This window comes from Streptoalloteichus tenebrarius (genome assembly GCF_024171885.1).
Taxonomy (GTDB): Bacteria; Actinomycetota; Actinomycetes; order Mycobacteriales; family Pseudonocardiaceae; genus Streptoalloteichus; species Streptoalloteichus tenebrarius.
This window is the reverse complement of record NZ_JAMTCP010000048.1, coordinates 28,727-47,646: the sequence shown is the minus strand read 5'-3', so window position 1 is coordinate 47,646 and position 18,920 is coordinate 28,727. Positions and strand designations below refer to the sequence as shown.

The 18,920-nt window shown below is 74.6% G+C and carries 20 protein-coding genes; 17 read left to right on the top strand and 3 right to left on the bottom strand.

The window, feature by feature from the left end:
• The first annotated feature begins 681 nt into the window (after positions 1–681).
• The 5 genes from rph (at position 682) to LX15_RS32770 (ending at position 4,523) form a co-directional block, all read left to right on the top strand.
• Complete coding sequence (gene rph / locus LX15_RS27575) at positions 682–1,437, top strand: ribonuclease PH (protein ID WP_253672956.1); 756 nt, start codon at positions 682–684, stop codon at positions 1,435–1,437.
• The gene (gene rdgB, locus LX15_RS27570) at positions 1,434–2,039 is read left to right on the top strand and encodes an RdgB/HAM1 family non-canonical purine NTP pyrophosphatase (protein ID WP_253672954.1); all 606 of its coding nucleotides are present in this window, start codon (positions 1,434–1,436) and stop codon (positions 2,037–2,039) included. Before rph ends, rdgB begins: the two co-directional genes overlap by 4 nt.
• A 225-nt stretch (positions 2,040–2,264) precedes the next feature.
• Positions 2,265–3,275: a zinc-binding dehydrogenase gene (locus tag LX15_RS27565; protein ID WP_253672945.1), complete on the top strand. Its 1,011-nt coding sequence runs from the start codon at positions 2,265–2,267 to the stop codon at positions 3,273–3,275.
• Between the two features lie 113 nt (positions 3,276–3,388).
• Entirely contained in the window at positions 3,389–4,276 is an 888-nt protein-coding gene (locus tag LX15_RS27560) for a S1C family serine protease (RefSeq protein WP_253672943.1), read from the top strand.
• Between the two features lie 112 nt (positions 4,277–4,388).
• On the top strand, positions 4,389–4,523 hold the full coding sequence (locus tag LX15_RS32770) for a hypothetical protein (RefSeq protein WP_301305358.1): 135 nt from the start codon (positions 4,389–4,391) through the stop codon (positions 4,521–4,523).
• A 389-nt stretch (positions 4,524–4,912) separates the two neighbouring features.
• Here the strand turns inward: LX15_RS32770 and bcp are convergent, their stop codons facing one another.
• Positions 4,913–5,386 carry a thioredoxin-dependent thiol peroxidase gene (bcp, locus tag LX15_RS27555; protein ID WP_253672941.1) on the bottom strand — a complete coding sequence of 158 codons (474 nt, stop codon included), beginning with the start codon at positions 5,384–5,386 and terminating at the stop codon, positions 4,913–4,915.
• Between the two features lie 11 nt (positions 5,387–5,397).
• Entirely contained in the window at positions 5,398–5,631 is a 234-nt protein-coding gene (locus LX15_RS27550; protein WP_253672939.1) for a hypothetical protein, read from the bottom strand.
• Positions 5,632–6,017: 386 nt separating this feature from the next.
• Here LX15_RS27550 and LX15_RS27545 point away from each other — a divergent pair, with 386 nt between their 5' ends.
• From LX15_RS27545 to LX15_RS27525, 5 genes are all read left to right on the top strand, one after another.
• Positions 6,018–6,851, top strand: a complete 834-nt coding sequence (locus tag LX15_RS27545; protein ID WP_253672937.1) for a Crp/Fnr family transcriptional regulator — start codon at positions 6,018–6,020, stop codon at positions 6,849–6,851.
• 126 nt (positions 6,852–6,977) lie between these two features.
• Complete coding sequence (locus LX15_RS27540; protein ID WP_253672935.1) at positions 6,978–7,337, top strand: hypothetical protein; 360 nt, start codon at positions 6,978–6,980, stop codon at positions 7,335–7,337.
• Between the two features lie 3 nt (positions 7,338–7,340).
• Entirely contained in the window at positions 7,341–7,931 is a 591-nt protein-coding gene (locus LX15_RS27535; protein ID WP_253672933.1) for a DUF3558 domain-containing protein, read from the top strand.
• A 135-nt stretch (positions 7,932–8,066) separates the two neighbouring features.
• Positions 8,067–9,404, top strand: coding sequence for a PPE domain-containing protein (locus LX15_RS27530; protein WP_253672931.1), 1,338 nt, complete (start codon positions 8,067–8,069; stop codon positions 9,402–9,404).
• A gap of 27 nt (positions 9,405–9,431) precedes the next feature.
• Entirely contained in the window at positions 9,432–10,223 is a 792-nt protein-coding gene (locus LX15_RS27525) for an ESX secretion-associated protein EspG (protein WP_253672929.1), read from the top strand.
• Between the two features lie 25 nt (positions 10,224–10,248).
• On the opposite strand, the gene LX15_RS27520 is transcribed toward LX15_RS27525, so the two are convergent.
• Positions 10,249–11,793, bottom strand: coding sequence for a PucR family transcriptional regulator (locus tag LX15_RS27520; RefSeq protein WP_253672928.1), 1,545 nt, complete (start codon positions 11,791–11,793; stop codon positions 10,249–10,251).
• Between the two features lie 156 nt (positions 11,794–11,949).
• Between LX15_RS27520 and uraD the strand changes: the two genes are divergently transcribed.
• The 7 genes from uraD to pucD are packed head-to-tail and all read left to right on the top strand — an operon-like array spanning position 11,950 to position 18,803.
• Positions 11,950–12,468, top strand: coding sequence for a 2-oxo-4-hydroxy-4-carboxy-5-ureidoimidazoline decarboxylase (gene uraD / locus LX15_RS27515; protein WP_253672920.1), 519 nt, complete (start codon positions 11,950–11,952; stop codon positions 12,466–12,468).
• Positions 12,465–12,782, top strand: a complete 318-nt coding sequence (gene uraH / locus LX15_RS27510) for a hydroxyisourate hydrolase (RefSeq protein WP_253672918.1) — start codon at positions 12,465–12,467, stop codon at positions 12,780–12,782. The genes uraD and uraH overlap by 4 nt, the downstream gene beginning before the upstream one ends.
• A gap of 3 nt (positions 12,783–12,785) precedes the next feature.
• On the top strand, positions 12,786–13,658 hold the full coding sequence (pucL, locus tag LX15_RS27505) for a factor-independent urate hydroxylase (protein WP_253672915.1): 873 nt from the start codon (positions 12,786–12,788) through the stop codon (positions 13,656–13,658).
• Between the two features lie 18 nt (positions 13,659–13,676).
• Positions 13,677–14,561 carry an FAD binding domain-containing protein gene (locus LX15_RS27500; protein WP_253672913.1) on the top strand — a complete coding sequence of 295 codons (885 nt, stop codon included), beginning with the start codon at positions 13,677–13,679 and terminating at the stop codon, positions 14,559–14,561.
• Positions 14,552–15,052, top strand: coding sequence for a (2Fe-2S)-binding protein (locus tag LX15_RS27495; protein WP_253672892.1), 501 nt, complete (start codon positions 14,552–14,554; stop codon positions 15,050–15,052). Before LX15_RS27500 ends, LX15_RS27495 begins: the two co-directional genes overlap by 10 nt.
• Positions 15,049–16,497, top strand: a complete 1,449-nt coding sequence (locus tag LX15_RS27490) for an 8-oxoguanine deaminase (protein ID WP_253672890.1) — start codon at positions 15,049–15,051, stop codon at positions 16,495–16,497. The genes LX15_RS27495 and LX15_RS27490 overlap by 4 nt, the downstream gene beginning before the upstream one ends.
• Positions 16,494–18,803, top strand: a complete 2,310-nt coding sequence (gene pucD / locus LX15_RS27485; protein WP_253672888.1) for a xanthine dehydrogenase subunit D — start codon at positions 16,494–16,496, stop codon at positions 18,801–18,803. Before LX15_RS27490 ends, pucD begins: the two co-directional genes overlap by 4 nt.
• Positions 18,804–18,920: the final 117 nt, after the last annotated feature.

The following is an 18,920-nucleotide window of genomic DNA, read 5'->3' as shown; positions in this document are numbered from 1 at the left end:
TGGTTGGTGGTGGGCGGAGTAGAGGAAGGTGCGGCCCGGCGTGTTGTCTGGGAGGCCTGCGTGTGGCCGGTGGTCGTGGGCACGGAAGCGAAAAGTGTGTCCCACGGCCGCCGTTGTGTCGTGCGGGACACCCGCACCCGGTCGGTGTCCGCGGGCGGAGAAGGGAGGAGTGTTGCTCACGGCCGCCGTTGTGCCTTTCGGGATACCCGCACCTGGTCGGTGGTCGTGGGCACGGAAGCGAAAAGTGTCGTTCACGCCCACCTCTTTGTCTTGCTGGTTTGTCTTGCTGGGCACTCGCGCCTGGTTGGTGGTGGGCGGAGTAGAGGAAAACGCGGCCCGGCGTGTCGTCTGGGAGGCCTGCGCGTGGCCGATGCTACGTGGGTAGGGAAACGAAAAGTGTCGCTCGCGGCTGCCGTTGTGCCTTTCGGGACACCCGCACCTGATGGGTGTCCGTGGCCAGGGGAGCGAAGAGTGTGGCTCACGCCGACCCCTTGGGTGTTGTTGGGCATCCGCACCCTGTGGGTGGTCATGGGCGGAGGGCAGAAGAGTGTCGCTCACGCCGACCGCTGTGTTGTCTGGGAGGCCTGCGTGTGGCCGGTGTCCGCGAGCGGAGCAGATGAAGAGTGTCGCTCACGCCCACCTGCGGAACCGGCACTCGGACGGAGCAATAGGCTAGTCGTCGTGGTTCGAGCCGATGGCAGGAGCGACGACGCGCTCAGGGAAGTCCGCATCACCCGGGGGTACCAGGACTGGCCGGCCGGGTCCGTGTTGGTCGAGTTCGGCCGGACCCGCGTGCTGTGCGCGGCCAGCGTCACCGAGGGGGTGCCGAAGTGGCGGTCCGGGTCCGGGCTGGGGTGGGTCACCGCGGAGTACGCGATGCTGCCCTCGGCCACGCACACCCGCAGCGACCGTGAGTCGGTGAAGGGCCGCATCGGCGGCCGCACGCACGAGATCAGCCGGTTGATCGGCCGGTCGCTGCGCGCCTGCATCGACCTGGCCGCGCTCGGCGAGAACACGATCGTCATCGACTGCGACGTGATCCAGGCCGACGGCGGCACCCGCACCGCCGCGATCACCGGGGGGTACGTGGCCCTGGCCGACGCGGTGACCTACCTGCGCGCCGCCGGCCGGCTCAACGACCCGCAGCCCCTGTCGTGCTCGGTCAGCGCGGTGAGCGTGGGTGTGGTGGACGGCCGTGTGCGGCTGGACCTGCCGTACGCGGAGGACTCCCGCGCCGAGGTCGACATGAACGTGGTGGCCACCGACGGCGGCACGCTGGTCGAGGTGCAGGGCACCGGCGAGGGCGCGACCTTCGCCAGGTCCACACTGGACCGGATGCTGGACGTGGCGCTGGCCGGGTGCGCCGAGCTGGCCCGCCTCCAGGCCGAGGCGCTGGCCGGGCCGTACCCGGGGACGCTGCCGGAGGGGGCCAGGTGACGCGCGTGCTGCTGGCCTCCCGCAACGCGGGCAAGCTCAGGGAGATGCGGCGGATCCTGGCCGAGCACGGCGTGGCCGGCGTGGAGATCGTCGGTCTCGACGAGGTGCCGCCGTTCCCGGAGGCCCCGGAGACGGGGGCGACGTTCGAGGAGAACGCCCTGGCCAAGGCGCGGGACGCGGTGCGGGCGAGCGGCCTGCCGGCGATCGCGGACGACTCCGGTCTGGCGATCGACGCGTTGAACGGCATGCCCGGCGTGCTCTCCGCCCGCTGGTCCGGCCGGCACGGCGACGACCGGGCCAACCTGGACCTGGTCCTCGGCCAGATGGGCGACGTCCCGGACGAGCGGCGCGGCGCGACGTTCGTGTGCGCGGTCGCGCTGGTGCGGCCGGATGGCCGGGAGCTGACGGTCCGGGGCGAGTGGCCCGGGCGGATCGTGCGCGAGCCGAGGGGCGAGAACGGCTTCGGCTACGACCCGATCTTCGTGCCCGAGGGCGAGGAGCGGACCTCCGCCGAGCTGCCGTCGGCCGAGAAGGACGAGATGTCCCATCGGGGGCGTGCCCTGCGCGCCCTGCTGCCGCACCTGCGCGAGCTGGCGGACTGAGTCGGTCGCCCGCGTCGGCGGGTCCACGTGGGGCGTGCTCCGCGTGGGAACCCGCCGACGCGCGTGGCGCTGTCGCGTCACCACCGCGTGCGCTCAGCATTTCCCCTGGTCACCCACGATGTGTCGATGATCATCCCCGAAAGGGAATAGATGGTCATCGATGGGAGTCGTGACCGGTGAGGGCGTGCCCCGCCGGTGGGGCCGCCGACCCGAGCGGAGGTAGGCGTGGCGGAGACGGACAGGTCGACGATGACCGCGGTCGTGCACGAGGGGCGGGAGGGCCTCGACGGCGTGCGGGTCGACGCGGTGCCGGTGCCGGCGGTCGGCGAGCACGACGTGCTGGTCGAGCTGAGGGCCGCGGCCCTCAACCACCGGGACCTGTTCATCGTCTCCGCGCGGTCGGAGGCCGACTCCCGCCTGGTGCTCGGCTCGGACGGGGCTGGCGTGGTCCGCGCCGTCGGCTCCGCCGTCCGCGCGGTCGCGGTGGGCGACGAGGTGATCGTCAACCCGTCCCTGGGCTGGGAGCGGGCCGACGAGGCGCCCGCGGTGCCGCAGGTGCTCGGCGGGCCGACCGACGGCACGTTCGCCCAGTTCGTCACCGTGCCCGCCAGGAACGTGGCGCCCCGTCCGTCCCACCTGGACTGGACCGAGGCCGCCGCGCTGCCCCTGGTCGGTCTGACCGCGTACCGCGCGTTGTTCACCAGGGGCGGGCTCCGGTCCGGTGAGCACGTGCTGCTGCCCGGCATCGGTAGCGGCGTCGCCACCTTCGCGTTGCTGCTGGCCAAGGCCGTGGGCGCCGAGGTGACCGTCACCTCGCGGAGCGAGGAGAAGCGGCGGCGCGCGCTGGAGCTGGGCGCGGACGCCGCCGTGGACAGCGCGGGCGACTGGGCGGACCGGCTGTCGCGGCCGGCCGACCTCGTGGTGGACAGCATCGGGTCGGCCACCTTCGAGTCCTGCCTGTCCGCGTTGCGCGCGGGCGGCCGGCTGGTCACGCTCGGGGCGACCACCGGCGCGGACGTCCGGCTCTCGCTGCGGCGGTTCTTCCTGGAGCAGTTCAGCCTGCTCGGCACCTCGATGGGCAGCGCGGAGGAGTTCGCGGCGATGCTCGCCATGGTCGACCAGCACCGGCTGCGCCCGGTCGTCGACCGCTCCTACGCCCTCGCGGACGCGCCGACCGCCCTCGCGGACCTGGCCGAGGGCCGCCAGTTCGGCAAGCTCGTCCTGACGATGGCGTAGGTCGCGATGGCGTCGACCGCCTCGCCCGGGAGATCGGAAGTTCACGGCGAACCCGCTGGAGGCACTCAGCCGCCGCTCAGCCCGTTCTGAGTTTCGGCGAGCACGGTGGGGCCATGACGAGCCAACACGCATCCGGTCCGCAGGACCCGCCGACCACTCCCATCCCGCTGCCCCTGCTCACCCACCCCGCCGCGCCCGAGCGCGGCCCGGAGCGTCGACGCGGGCGTCTGCGCGTGACGGCGCTCGCGCTGGCCGCCGGCCTGCTCGGCGGCGGGGTGGGTGTGGCGGGCGGCTACCTGGTGGCCGACCGCGACCAGGGCGTCGTGACGTCGCCGGGGGCGGCCCCGGTCAACGCCGCCTCCACCTCCCTGACCGGCGTGGAGAACGCCGCGGCCGTCGCCAGTCGCAGCGTGGTGGACGTGGCGTGGTCCACCGGGCGCTCCGGCGCGGAGGGGTCCGGCGTGATCCTCACGGCCGACGGCGCGGTCCTGACCAACAACCACGTCGTGGAGGGCGCGGTCGCGACCGGCGCGCCGATCACCGTCACGCTCCCCGACGGCGCGAAGCGCCCCGCCAGGGTGGTCGGCCGGGACGGCGGCAGCGACCTGGCCGTCCTCCGCGTCGACGGGGCGAGCGGGCTGACCCCGGCCCAGTTCGGCGACTCCGCCGGGCTGCGGGTCGGCCAGCAGGTGGTGGCCATCGGGTCGCCGCTGGGCCTGGAGGGCACGGTGACCTCGGGCATCGTCAGCGCCCTCGACCGGAGCGTCAGCGGGCGCACCGACCTGGGCACCGCCGTCTCCTACCGGGGCGTGCAGACGGACGCGCCGATCAACAAGGGCAACTCCGGCGGCGCGCTGGTCGACCTGTCCGGCAGGGTCGTCGGGATCAACTCGGCCATCGCCACCTCGGACACCTCCGACGGCAGCATCGGCATCGGCTTCGCGATCCCGGCGGACCAGGCCAGGCAGGTCGCCGACCGCATCCTCGGGGCCGCGCGCTGAGCGCCCGTGGGAGGCCGCGCGCCCGGCCGTCCCACGGGCCGTGTCCTTCCTCGCCTGGCCGGACAACGACCAGGATCGAGAGTGATCAACGGCGTCCCCGGGGTCGTTGTCCTTGGCGGCGGCGCGGCGCGGCGGGGCGGGCGGGCGCAGGCCAGCCCGCCGGCTCGGCGGTGAGGGCGAGGGCTTCGCGATCCCGGCCGACCAGGCCAGGCAGGTCGCCGACCGCATCCTCGGGGCCGCCCGCTGAGCGCCCGTGGGAGGCCGCGCGCCCGGCCGTCCCACGGGCCGTGTCCTTCCTCGCCTGGCCCGACAACGACCAGGATCGAGAGTGATCGACGGTGTCCCCGGGGTCGTTGTCCTTGGCGGCGGCGCGGCGGGCGGGCGCAGGCCAGCCCGCCGGCTCGGCGGTGAGGGCGAGGGCGAGGGCTTCGCCCTCGCGCAGGCCCGGCTGGGGTCGCCGCGGGGTTGTGGCCCGATGGCGTCCCACTCGCGCGGCGAGCGCCCGCTCACGAGCGCTCTCCGCGCCGGTCCACCTCCGCGTGATCGCGTGCCTCACCCCGTCGCCGGCCCTCGGTCGTGAGCGCGCGGCCCGCTCCCGACCACCTCGCCCAGTGCGCCGTCGTGACGCTGCGCGCCTCAGATGCCCAGGTCCCTGCGGAGCTTGGCCACGTGCCCGGTCGCGCGCACGTTGTACATCGCCTTCGCGATGGTCCCGTCCGGGGCGACGAGGAAGGTGGACCGGATCACGCCGACGATGGTCCTGCCGTAGCTGTTCTTCTCGCCGTAGGCGCCCCACGCGGTGAGCACCGAGCGGTCCGCGTCGGACAGCAGTGGGAACGTGAGCCCCTCGGCGTCCCGGAACTTGGCCAGCTTGGCCGGGCTGTCGGGGGAGACGCCCAGGACCGCGTGTCCCGCGTCCTCCAGCTCCCTGAGGTTGTCCCGGAAGTCGCAGGCCTGCTTGGTGCAGCCGGGCGTGCCGGCCGCCGGGTAGAAGTAGACGATCACGTGGCGGCCCCGGTAGTCCGACAGCGACACCGGGTTGCCGTCGGCGTCCGGCAGCGTGAAGTCGGGCGCGGGGTCGCCGGGGGACAGGCGCTTCTGCTCGCTCATGGCCACCGACGCTATCCGCCGCGGCCGACGTCCGGCTCGGGGGAGCCCGGCGCCCCCGCTCCGGCCCCCACGGTCGGCGTCGGTGTCGTGGTGGCGCTGACCGTGATCTCCACGACTACCGGGGTCGTGGTCCCCTGTCGCGTGATCTCGGCGCGCACCGCGGCGACCAGCGCGCCGATCCACACGCCGACCACCGCGGACAGCAGGACGGCCGCCACGCTGGTCAGGTAGAAGCGCACGCCCATTCCCGACCTCCCCGCCGCGCTCGTCGGCTTCCACCGGGACGCCCACGGGGGCGTCGTCGGAGGTGGTCCCCCTGCCGAAGTACCCGGGGAGGCGGGAGGTGAACATTGACCGGTCGGGCGCTTTCGGGGGAACCCGTGCCCCGGCACCCTGGGAGGGCTGTCCCCGCGTCTCGGAATGACCACCACCTCATGAGCCCGACGGTGAGCGCCGAGGACCACGCTGACCTGCTCTTCGCCGAGCTGGCCGAGGCGCGCGAGGGGCTCGGACCGACCGACGGCAGGGCCAGGGACACCTCCCGGCGTGACGCCGGCGGCCTTCCGGCCCCGACCGGTGACGCCGTCCGGTGGAGGCCGGCCCCGACGAGTGGCGGGCGCACCGTTGGCGGTTGCCGTCCGAGACCGCCGGTGCCAAGTTCCGGCGTGTGCGGCTCGCCGTCGACCCGGTGGTGGCGGCGCTCGGGCTGGGGGCGGGCTCGGGGCGGGCTGGCTCGTGGTTCACCTGCTGGGGTGAGAGCGGGATGGCGATGGGCGCGACGGAACCGGTGGGCGGCCCCGGGCGGGGACGGGTGAGTCGGGAGCTGGCCGACGAGTTGCGCCGGGTGGGCACGCCGTTGCGCCACCGGCCCGGCCAGGTCGTGATGCGCCAGGGCGATCTCGGCACCCACGTGCTCCTCGTGGAGACCGGCCGGTTCACGGTGGTGCGCGTCGGGGCCGACGGCGGGCGGCGGCTGCTCACCATCCGGGGGCCGGGGCACCTGGTGGGGGAGACGGCGGTGCTGGACGGCGGCCCCCGAACGGCGAGCGTCATCGCGATCGACTCGTGCGTCACGTTCCTCGTGCAGGGCGGGCCGTTCCGGCGCCTGCTGCGCCGGGGCGAGCTGGCCGAGGCGGTCGACCGGTACGTGCTCGACACCGCGCGCGCCCGCGACGGGCTGGCGGCGGAACTGGCCGGCCTGCCCGCGCGGGAGCGGGTGGCGCGCATCCTGCTCCGGCTGCACCAGGCCGCCGACCCGCCGGCCGGCGTCGCCGCGACCGTGCCGTTGACCCAGGTGGAGCTGGCCCACGCGCTCGGCGTCGCGCGCGGGTCGCTCACGGCGGCCCTGGCCCGGCTCCGCCGGCAGGGCGTGGTCGCCACGGTCGGGGGTCGACTGGTGGTGGTTGATCCCGGGCGGCTGGCCGTCGCCGCCGGAGTGGGTGGGTCTGACCGGGCGATCGGCTGATCCGCCGCATGGCGGTCACGAGATCGTCACGACCTTCACCCAGAAGGCGTGGGTGCCAACCTGCGCCCAACCTCGATCGGGCAACCTGCCCCCCAGCGTGTGATCTAACGCACAGCGGGGGTGCGCATGTCGGGCGAGGGCGGATCGGGAATCCCGCCGCGAGACGGTCCGCGACACGACATCGGTTTCCGCTTCGACCGGGACGAGGTCCTCGTCGCGCACCGGCTGTTCCAGCGGGCGCTGGACCGGCTCTCCCCGTTCGTGGAGGACATGAACCACCGTCTCCAGATCCAGTCCATGGCCAGCGACGACGTCAGCATGGACGCGGCGCGCGTGCTGAACGAGCGGTTGATGCCGGCCAGGGCGGCGCTCAGCCAGTACCGCGACCGGATCGACGAGATCACCTCCGGGCTCACCGAGATCAGCACGCGTTACCGACAGGCTGACGAGGACAACGCCGGGGGCTTCTCCGGCGGTGGAGGTTGAGCGATGGTTCGCGGTGCGCGGCTCGTCGTACTGCTGGGGATGGTGTTGGCGCTGCCGGGGTGTGGCCGGACCGTCGTCGCCCAGGGCACCCCGACCCCCGGGCGCACCTCGGCCCCCGCGACACCCACGTCGCTGGTGTCCCGGCCGAAGGAGGTGCGGTTGGTGGGGATCGATCCCTGTTCCCTGGTCACCCCGGAAACCCGGCAGCGGTTCGGCATCGACCGTCCGCCCATCCCCGCCAAGAGCTACGTGTTCGAGAGCCCGGCGTGCAGCTTCCGGAACAGCAACGAGAAGGTCGCGTTCCAGGTGGTGACCGGCATCAAGGCGGGGATCGAGGTGATGGCGCCGGGCCGGGCGGTCGGGGCGCGGCAGGACTACCGGGTCCGCGGCTTCCCCGCCCTGGAGCTGCGCACCGACGGGGCGCCGCCGGCGTCGGACTTCTGCACCGCGTCCATCGACGTGGCCCCGGGGAACATGCTTCAGCTCCAGTACCGGGAGGACGGGATCAGGCCGCCCCTCGGGAAGGACGAGCTGTGCCGGCGGGTTCGGCTGCTCGCCGACGCGGTCGTCGGCACGTTGCTCGAACGGGAATAGGGCTCGAACGGGAATAGGGCTTGATCGGGAACGGGGTCCTGAGGAAACGGGCTCCTGAGGAAACCGAGCCCTGAGAAGGCGGAGTCCTGAGGAAACGGGGCTCGAACGGGAAACGGGGCGGGGGAAGGGTTTTCCATGGGGGAAGCGGCGTGGTTCGGTTGCCGCGACTATCTCGCGGTGCCGCACGAGAAGCTGTACCACGACCTCAACTCCGGGCCGGGGGTGGGGGTCGCCGACCCGGTCCGCGAGCTGTTGGACGAGGCGCGCGCCAGGCTGGAGGAGGCGCAGTCGGAGCTCCTCCTGGGCCTCGCGCGCCTCAGGGAGGGCTGGGAGGGGGAGGCCGCCGAGCGGGCGGACGTGGCCCTGCGGGAACTCCGGAACTGGACCGACGAGGCGGTCGCGTTCGTGCGGGAGGTCCGCAGGGGGCTCGACGCCCAGGTGGAACACTACGTCCGCGCGGTCAGGACGATGCCGCCGCCCGTGCCGGTGACCGCCACCGACACCGCGTTCACCCGGGGGCTCGCGGAGTTCTTCGGGCTGACGACCGACCTCCAGGAACAGGAGGTGGCGGCGCGCGAGGCCCACATGAAGGCGGCCGCGGTGATGGACGTCTACGCCGCGAGCACGTTCGACACCCTGGTCAGGATCCCGCGCTTCGAGCCGGCGCCCCGGGTGGTGGTCGAGGTCGTCGAGGAGGGGTCGGCACGGCCGCCGGTGGTGGTGTCGGGCGGGGAGGCGGACGTGACCGTCACGGCGCACGACGGCCGCGCTGACGGTACCGACAGCGCTGACGGCACCGACGGCACCGACGGTGGTAAGTCCACTGTGGACACCATGGGGAGCGGGTCGGATCCGTCCCCTGAGGACCCCGCGCGCGACGCGGCGGTGGACGACCGGACGGCGTCGCGCCGGGCGGACGGGCGCGAGGGACAGGGACCCGTGGCCATCAATCCACAGAGGACAGTCGCGGCCCGGCCAGCGACCGGCTCGTCGCCCCACCCCGCCGTCCTGGGCGGATCACCCGTCCCGTCGGTCGCCCCGACCCCGGGCGACGTGGTCCCCCCGCTGACGCGGACCCAGGGGACGACGGCAGGCCGCCCGCTCGGCGCGGGCGGCCCTGGCGCCTTCCCGTCGCGGGGCGGCGGCCCCGGCGGGCCGTCCCGGAGCGGTGGACCGTCGCCCGGCCCTGGCGAGCACGGCGACGCGTGGCCGGGTGACCGGCGCGCCGGCGGCTTCGCCGCCGCCGAGGAAACCCCGACGCCGCAACGACTTCCTGGCGAGGCTGGCGTGCAGGGCGTCGCTCGTGCGAACCACACGGGGCCGTGGCTCCAGCACGTGCCGGGGCAGTGGCCGCGCGAACGGGACGGCGAGCACCGGTCGCGGTTCGTGGTCGACGCCGAGCCCCGGTTGTTCGAGGACCCGGCGTGGGTGGCGCCGGCCGTGATCGACCAGGACCCGAAGGCCGAGGACTGAACGGCCGCCAGGACGGACCCCAGGACGGTGGACCGCTCGCAGATGATCACCATGCCGCATGTCCCGATGGTCTCGGCCACCGCCTACCAGGTCGCGTGGCAGGACCTCGGCCTGCCGCCGATGCCGGCCGTGCTGCACGTCGCCCCGCGCGGCTACCCGGAGGAGGAGCGGCGACGGGTGGTCGACGAGGCGTACGCCGAGATGCGGGCCTCCGGTCTGTTCGACGGCCACGGCTACGACCTGGACTTCGTGGCCGCGTTGGCCGTGCTGGCCAGGCCGAGGCGCAGCGTCGACGCCCGGTTGTGGCTGGGCACGGAGGTCAGGGCGCTGGCCGCGGCCTCGGGCAGCCGCGCCGTGCTCGCCGTCCTGGTCTCCGACCACCTCAGGGTGCACGCGATCGACCCGGCCGGCCTGGCGGTGTCGGTGGTGCGGCTGCTGCCGCCCCGACCGGCGGGGCCCGGCCGGTCGGTGTCCTTACCGGCCGACCTCCTCGAACAGGCCGCGGCGATGTCCGGCGCCTCGGTCGCGTCGTTGCGGACCGCGTTGTGCGACCTGGGCGCGCACCCGGCCGACGCCCACCACCTCGCCAGGATGTCGGCGGACGCCTGCCACGGCGGGCGGTTCGGGGCGACCGTGGTGGACGGGCTCGGCCGCTGGGGCCGCGCGGACCACGTGGTCGGGTTCCACGACACCCCGGCCGGCCGGTACCTGATGGAACGGCACCGCGCGGTGGACGGGCGGTGGTGGGTCACCGTCGCCCCCACCGACGCGAACCGGCTGGTGGGCCAGGTCGAGCGCCTGCTCAACGGCATCGCCTGACCGGCGCGGCGGCGGGCGGGGCCGGTCAGCCCAGTTCGAGGGCGAGGAAGAGGTCGACCCGGTCGGCGAAGGAGGTCATCCGGCGGCCGGTCAGCTCCTCGATCCGCCCGATGCGGTACCGCAGCGTGTTCACGTGCAGGTGGAGCTGGGCGGCGGTGCGGGTCCACGAGCAGGCGCAGTCGAGGAACACGCGGAGGGTGTGGACGAGGTCGCTGCCGTGCTCGGCGTCGTAGTCGCGCAGCGGGCCGAGCAGGCGGGCGCGGAACGAGCGGCGCAGCTCGTCGGGCACGGTGGCGAGGAGGAGCTGGTGCGAGGCGATCTCCTCGCCGGACAGCACGCCGCCCCTGGCGTCCCGGTGCAGGGCCAGTCGACGCGCGCTGCGGGCCTCCACCGCCGCCGCCCGCACCCCGGTCACCGCGACCGGCCCGCTGACGCCGACCACCAGGCGGCCGGCGCCGCCCAGCCCGGCCTGGAGGACCCTGGCGCCCTCCCTGACCTGGCCGACCAGCGCGCCGAGCCGGTCGGGGGCCGCGGCGACCACGGCGATGGCCTCCTCGTCGGCCGGGGCCACCAGCGCGTGCGGCACCAGGTCGGCGACCAGCTCGTCCAGCACGGCGGCGACCGTGGCGGCCGGGGCGCCGGTGATCTCGGCCGACAGCAGTCGCAGCGGCAGCTCCTGGTCGAACCCGGCGGCGGCCAGCCGGGCCGTGATCTCGGCCTGGCCGCCGGCCTCGGCCAGCACCAGCCGGGTCAGCGCCGCGGCCGAGCGGTTCTCGATGTGCCGGCGGTCCTCGGCCCTGCTGCGTTCCAGCCCGACCAGGCCGGCCAGCTCCACGGCCAGCTCGCGGTGCTGGGTCGACCACCGCTCCAGGTCGCCGTCGACCGCGAGCACCCAGCTCGTCAGCCGGCTGCCGCCGCGCGCGCCGGCCGCGAACAGGGCGACGGGGCCGTGGCCGGGCAGGCGGACCGTCCTGGGCAGCCGGTCGGCGAGCAGGAAGCGGCGGGCCAGCTCGGCGCGTTGGCCCGGCAGCAGGTCGGGGCCGGTGCCGGCGACCGGGCGGCTGGTCGGGGCGAGCACCCGGCAGTCGGCGCCCAGCTCGCCGGCGGCCAGTCGGAGCAGCTCGGTGAGCCCGCCGCCCTCGGCGACGGCGGTGACGAGCTGCCGGTGCCGCTCCAGCGCGGCGGTCGGTTCGGCGCGTTCGGCCGCGAGCGCCAGGATGACCCGCTCGGTCACGGTGGCGAACGAGACGTCCACGGCCAGCTCCAGCAGCGGGAGGCCGTGCCGGCGGCAGGCGTCGACGAGGTCGTCGGGCACGTGGCCGAGTTCGGCGGTGCCGGCGACCAGCGCGGCCACGCCGGCCTCGGCCACGGCCGAGACGAACGCCGAGGAGTCCTCGGGCGCGCGGCGCCACATCAGCCCGGTGAGCACCAGCTCGCCGCCGGACAGGTAGCGGCGGGGGTCGCGCAGGTCGGTGGTGAACACCCACCGGATCGGGCGGTCGACGTCCTCCGCGCCCACCAGCACCGACAGCTTCAGGTCCCGGGCCTCCAGCAGTGTCCGCAACAACACGGCGCAGCCACCTCCCCGCGTCGGGCTTGGAGGAAACCACAAAAGCGGGGGCGGCGGCAGTCCTCGGTTTCATGCCTTCCTGCACTAGCTGCCCTCACTCCTTCGTGTGTGTACTCAGTCACACCAGGTCGTTGTCGGGCAGGAGGTGAGCAGGCGGTGTCAGTCACCCGAACGGCGGACAGACTCGCGTGGTTCAACGCGTTGTCGCCGGACCGGGCCGTCCAGGAGCTGACGGCGTGCTGCGCCGTCGACGAGTGGGCGCGGAGGGTGGCCGCGGGCCGCCCGTACCCCGACCCGGCCGCGCTGCGCGCCGCCGCCGACGCCGCGCTCGCCGACCTCGACTGGCCCGCCGTGCTCCGCGCCCTGGCCGCCCACCCGCGCATCGGCGAGCGGGCGCGGGGCGGGAGCAGGGAGGCGGTGTGGTCGCGGCGGGAGCAGTCGGCGGCCGCGACCGGGGACGAGGAGGTCCGGGCGGCGCTGGTCGCCGGGAACCTCGCCTACGAGGAGCGCTTCGGCCACGTCTTCCTCATCCGGGCCACCGGCAGGAGCGCCGAGGAGGTGCTCGCCGCCCTGCGCGCCCGGCTGGGCAACGACGAGGAGACCGAGCGCGCGGTGGTCCGGGCCGAGCTGGGCGAGATCGTGGCCCTGCGGGTGACGGGGCTGGTGACGCCATGAGCCTGTCGACGCACGTGCTGGACGCCGCGCGGGGCCGGCCCGCCGCCGGCCTCGCGGTCCGGCTGGACCGGTGGGACGGGCGGGACGGCTGGCAGCCGGTGGCCGCGACCCGCACCAACGACGACGGCAGGGTCACCGGGTGGGACCCGGGTCCCGGCACGCACCGCCTGGTCTTCGACACCGCCGGCTACCTGGGCGAGGACGCCTTCTACCCCGAGGTGGCCGTGACCTTCCGGATCGACGACCCCGCCGAGCACTACCACGTTCCGCTGCTGTTGAGCCCGTTCGCCTACTCCACGTACCGAGGGAGCTGAGGAATGTCGATCGTGTTGGGGGACAACCAGTACGGCAAGGCCGAGACCCGCGTCGTCCGGATCGACCGGGACGCCGAGGCGCACCGCGTCACCGACCTCAACGTCAGCGTGGCGTTGTCCGGCGACATGACCGACACCCACCTCACCGGGGCCAACGACAAGGTCCTGCCGACCGACACCCAGAAGAACACGGTCTACGTGTTCGCCAGGGACGGCGTCGGCGAGATCGAGGAGTTCGGGCTGCGGCTGGCCCGGCACTTCGTGGACTCGCAGCCGACCGTCGGCAGGGCCAGGGTGCGGATCGAGCAGTACCCGTGGACGCGGCTGGAGCTGGAGGGCGCGCCCGCGCACCACTCCTTCGCCCGGTCGGGGGAGGGCACGCGCACGGCGGTGGTGACCTACGACGGGCGACAGGCGTGGGTGGTCTCCGGCATCACCGACCTGGTCGTGCTCAACTCCACCGGTTCGGAGTTCTGGGGGTTCCTGAAGGACCGGTACACCACCCTCCAGGAGACGCGGGACCGCATCCTCGCCACCGCCGTCAACGCCACCTGGCGGCACGAGGGTGCGGAGGACACCGACTGGGGCAAGTCCTACGCCACGGCGCGGCGCGCCCTGCTGGACGCGTTCGCCGAGACGTACAGCCTGTCGCTGCAACAGACCCTCTACGCGATGGGCGAGCGCGTGTTACGGACCTGTCCCGAGATCGTGGAGGTGCGGCTGAGCCTGCCGAACAAGCACCATTTCCTGGTCGACCTGGCCCCGTTCGGCCTGGACAACCCGAACGAGGTGTTCCACGCGGCCGACCGGCCGTACGGCCTGATCGAGGGGTCCGTGCTCAGGGACGACGCGCCGCCGGCCGGCATGGCGTGGTGAGCGGAAGGAGTGTCCACAGTGGACTTCCTGCGACCGGGAAGCTGGGCCGAGGCCCTGGAGGCCAAGGCCGCGCTGCCCGACGCCGTCCCGATCGCCGGGGGCACCGACGTGATGGTCGAGATCAACTTCGACCACCGCCGGCCCCCGGCCCTGCTCGACCTGAACCGGGTGGCCGAGCTGGCCGAGTGGTCCGAGCGCGACGGCAGGGTCCGGCTCGGCGCCGGCGTGCCCTACGCCCGGATCATCGCGGAGCTGGGTGACCGCCTGCCGGGGCTGGCCATGGCCTCGCGGACCGTGGGCTCGCCGCAGATCCGCAACCGGGGCACGGTGGGCGGCAACCTCGGCGCGGCCTCGCCCGCCGGCGACTCGCACCCCGTGCTGCTCGCCACCGACGCGGACGTGGAGGTGGCCTCGACCAGGGGCGTGCGCATGGTTCCGGCCGTCGAGTTCTACCGGGGCGTCAAGCGCAACGCGCTGGAGCCCGACGAGCTGGTCGCCGCCGTCCACCTGGACGTGGCCCGCGGGCCGCAGCAGTTCGCCAAGGTCGGCACCCGCAACGCCATGGTCATCGCGGTGTGCGCCTTCGGGTTGGCCCTGCACCCCGACCGGGGGCGGGTGGGAACGGGCATCGGCTCGGCGGCGCCCACACCGCGCCGCGCCACCGAGGCGGAGGAGTTCCTGGCCGCCGAGCTGGCCGACACCGGCCTGTGGGAGTCCCGAGGACCGCTCGCCGAGTCCGTGCGCCGGCGCTTCGGCGAGCTGGTGGCGCGCGCCGCGTCCCCGATCGACGACGTGCGCGCGACCGCCGCCTACCGCAGGCACGCCCTGTCCGTCCTCGCCCGCCGGACACTCGGTTGGGTGTGGGACCAGTACCGCGAAGGAGGGTGGTCGGCGTGCGCGTGACGTTCACCGTCAACGGCGAGCGGCGGGAGGCCGACGACGTCTGGGAGGGCGAGAGCCTGCTCTACGTGCTGCGCGAGCGGCTCGGGCTGCCCGGTTCGAAGAACGCCTGCGAACAGGGGGAGTGCGGGTCCTGCACCGTGTACCTGGACGGGGTCCCCGTCTGCTCGTGCCTCGTGGCCGCCGGCCAGGCCCAGGACCGCGAGGTCCGCACCGTCGAGGGGCTGGCCGAGGGGGAGGACCGGCTCGACCCGGTGCAGGAGGCGTTCGTCGAGGCGGGCGCGGTGCAGTGCGGGTTCTGCACGCCCGGCCTGCTGGTCGCCGCGCACGACCTCATCGCGCGCACCGGGCAGCCGTCGGACGCGGAGATCAGGGAGGCGCTGGCCGGGAACCTCTGCCGGTGCACCGGCTACGAGAAGATCATGGAGGCGGTGCGCCTCGCGGCGGCGCGCCGGGCGGAGACCCGGGGCGGGTCCCCCGAGGTCGGGCCGTGAGCGGGCGCACCGTCATCGAGGGAGCCGCGATCGCGACGGTCGACGCGCACGGGACCGAGCACCGCTCGGGGCACGTCGTGGTCGAGGGCGAGTGGATCGTGGCGGTGGGCGAGGGGCCCGCTCCCGCCGGCCTCCCGGCGGAGCGGCGGGTCGACGGCACGGGCTGCCTGGTCACGCCGGGGTTCGTCAACACCCACCATCACCTGTACCAGTGGGCGACCAGGGGGCTCGCCCAGGACGCCACGCTCTACGAGTGGCTGACCGCGCTCTACCCGATCTGGGCCGGGCTGGACGCCGAGATCACCCACGCGGCGGCGGAGGCGGGACTGGCCTGGCTGGCCCGCACCGGCTGCACCACGACCGCCGACCACCACTACGTCTTCCCGCGCGACCCGGCCGGCCAGGTGGAGGCGCTGGTCACCGCCGCCGACGCCGTCGGTCTCCGGCTCCACGTCGTGCGCGGGTCGATGGACAGGGGCCGGTCGCGGGGCGGGTTGCCGCCCGACAGCCTCGTCGAGGACACCGAGGCGGCGTTGCTGGCCACCGAGCGGGCGATCGACGCCCACCACGACCCCGCGCCGACCGCGCGGGTGCGCGTCGCGGTCGGGCCCTGCTCCCCGTTCAGCGCCTCGCGGGAGCTGATGGAACGGTCCGCGGACCTGGCCCGCCGCCGGGGCGTCCGCCTGCACACGCACCTCGCCGAGACCCTCGACGAGGAGCGGCAGTGCCGGGCCGAGTTCGGGCGCACCCCGGTCGAGTACGCCGACGACCTCGGGTGGCTGGCCGAGGACGTGTGGCTGGCGCACGGCGTCCACCTGTCCGACCAGGCCGTGCGCCGGGTCGGGGCCACCGGGACGGGCGTGGCCCACTGCCCGACGTCGAACGGGCGGCTGGGTGCGGGCGTCGCCCGCGTCCGCGACCTCCTCGACGCGGGCGCCCCGGTCGGGCTCGGCGTGGACGGCGCCGCCTCGAACGAGTCGTGCGGCCTCGTCGACGAGCTGCGCGAGGCCCTGTTGCTGGCGCGCCAGCGGGGCGGACCCCGGGCGCTGGCGGCCCGCGAGGCGCTGTGGATGGCCACGGCGGGCGGCGCGCGCTGCCTGGGCCGCTCCGCGGAGCTGGGCTCGGTGGAGCCGGGCAAGCTCGCCGACCTCGCGGTGTGGCGGCTGGACGGCCTGGCGCACGCCGGCATCGAGGACCCGGTCGCCGCGCTCGTCCTCGGCGCGCGTGCGCCCCTGGCGGTGTTGATGGTCGGCGGGCGGACGGTGGTGGCCGAGGACGAGATCCGCACCGTGGACGAGGCGGGCGTCGCCCGCGCGCTGCGGGCCGCGAGCCGGAGGCTCGCCGCCGCCGCCGACAACGCCGCCGCCGCCGACGCCGAGGACCGGGCCGGGCTGGCGCAGGTCGGTTCCCGGTCCGCACGGACCGACACCGAGGGGGCGCGATGACCCAGCGGACCTCCCCAGGACACCGCGTCCGGGAGCTGACCACCGCCGTCTCCGGGGGCATCGGCGAGAGCCCGGTGCGCCCCGACGGCACCCTGAAGGTGCGGGGCGAGTTCGCCTACTCCTCCGACCTCTGGCACGAGGACATGCTGTGGGGCGCCACGCTGCGCAGCCCCCACCCGTACGCCCGCATCCTGGCCGTCGACATCACCGAGGCGGTGCGGATGCCCGGCGTGTACGCCGTGATGACGCACGAGGACGTGCCGGGCGCGAACATCTACGGGCTGGAGCACGCCGACCAGCCGGTGCTCGCCGTCGACGTCGTGCGGTACCAGGGTGAGCCGGTCGCGTTGGTCGCCGCCGACCACCCCGAGACGGCCCAGCGCGCGGCGAAGCGCATCCGCGTGGAGTACGAGGTGCTGGACCCGGTCACCGACATGGTGGCCGCCGCCAAGGGCGAGGGGCCGGCGCTGCACCCGGACGGCAACGTCGTGCGCTACCTGCGCATCCGCAAGGGCGAGGTGGAGGCCACCGCCGACGTGATGGTCGTCGGCGAGTACGAGGTGGGCATGCAGGACCAGGCGTTCCTCGGACCGGAGTCGGGTCTCGCGGTGCCCGCCGAGGACGGGGGCGTCGACCTGTACGTGGCCACCCAGTGGCTGCACGTGGACCAACGGCAGGTGGCGCACGCGTTGGGCCTGCCGCTGGAGAAGGTCCGGCTGACCCTGGCCGGCGTCGGCGGGGCGTTCGGCGGCAGGGAGGACCTGTCGATGCAGGTCCACGCGTGCATGCTGGCGCTGCGCACCGGCCGTCCGGTGAAGATGGTCTACAACCGCGAGGAGTCGTTCTTCGGCCACGTGCACCGACACCCGGCCAAGATCTACTACGAGCACGGGGCCACCAGGGACGGCGACCTGGTCTACGTCCGCGCCAAGATCTACCTCGACGGCGGCGCGTACGCGTCGAGCACGCCGGCGGTGGTCGCCAACGCGGCGACCCTCGGCGCTGGACCGTACAAAGTGGACAACGTCGCGATCGACTGCTGGGGCGTCTACACCAACAACCCGCCCTGCGGGGCGATGCGCGGGTTCGGCGCGGTCCAGGCCGCGTTCGGCTACGAGTCCCAGATGGACAGACTGGCCGAGCGGCTCGGCATGGACCCGGTGGAGTTCCGGATGCGCAACGCGATCGCCGAGGGCGACACGATGCCGACCGGGCAGCGGATCGACTCGCCCGCGCCGGTGGCGGAGTTGTTGCGCCGCGTGCGGGACCTGCCGCTCCCGCCGGAGCGCCGGGGCCGGGTGGACATCCGGGAGCTGCCCGGCGGCGTCTCCAACACCACCCACGGCGAGGGCGTGGTGCGGGGCGTCGGCTACGGCGTCGGCATCAAGAACATCTGTTTCTCCGAGGGCTTCGACGACTACTCCACCGCGCGCCTGCGCCTCCAGGTGATCGGCGGCGAGCCGACCGCGATGATCCACACGGCCGCGGCCGAGGTCGGCCAGGGACTGGTCACGGTCAAACAGCAGATCGTGCGCACCGAGCTGGGCGTCGAGCGGGTGACCGTGCACCCGATGGACACCAGCGTCGGCAACGGGGGCTCCACCTCCGCCTCCCGCCAGACCTACGTGACCGGCGGCGCGGTGCGGAAGGCCTGCCACACCGTCCGCGACCGCGTCCTGCGGATGGCGGCGCACCGCCTCGGCGTGCCCCAGGAGGGGCTGTCCCTGGCCGGCGGCAAGGTCGTGGACGCGCGGGGCGCGGCCCTGGCCGACCTCGCCGAGGTGCTCGGCGAGGAGGTCGTGGAGGCCACCGAGGAGTACCGGCACCGCCCGACCTACCGCGTGGACGCCGAGCGCGGCCAGGGCGACGCCCACGTGCAGTACGGCTTCGCCGCGCACCGCGCGGTGGTCGACGTCGACGTGGAGCTGGGGCTGGTCAGGGTGGTCCAGCTCGACTGCGCCCAGGACGTCGGCAGGGCGATCAACCCGCAGGCCGTGCTGGGGCAGATCCACGGCGGGTCGGCGCAGGGCCTCGGCCTCGCGGTGATGGAGGAGATCCAGGTGGTGGGCGGCAAGGTGCGCAACCCGTCGTTCACCGACTACCTGATCCCCACCATCCTCGACATGCCGCCGATGACCGTCGACGTCCTGGAGCTGGCCGACCCGCACGCGCCCTACGGCCTGCGGGGGGTCGGCGAGCCGCCGACGATCTCCTCCACACCGGCGATCGTGGCGGCCATCAGGGCCGCGACCGGCAGGGCACTCCACCGCGTCCCCGTGCGGCCCGAGCACATCACCGGAACCTGACCGCTCCCGTCGCGCGCGGTGTCACGGCCGACCGGCCGTGGGGGAGCCCCGCGCGCGGCGGGACAGGGGACGCGACCCCCGAGAAACCGCGACCCCCGAGAAACCGCGACCCCCGAG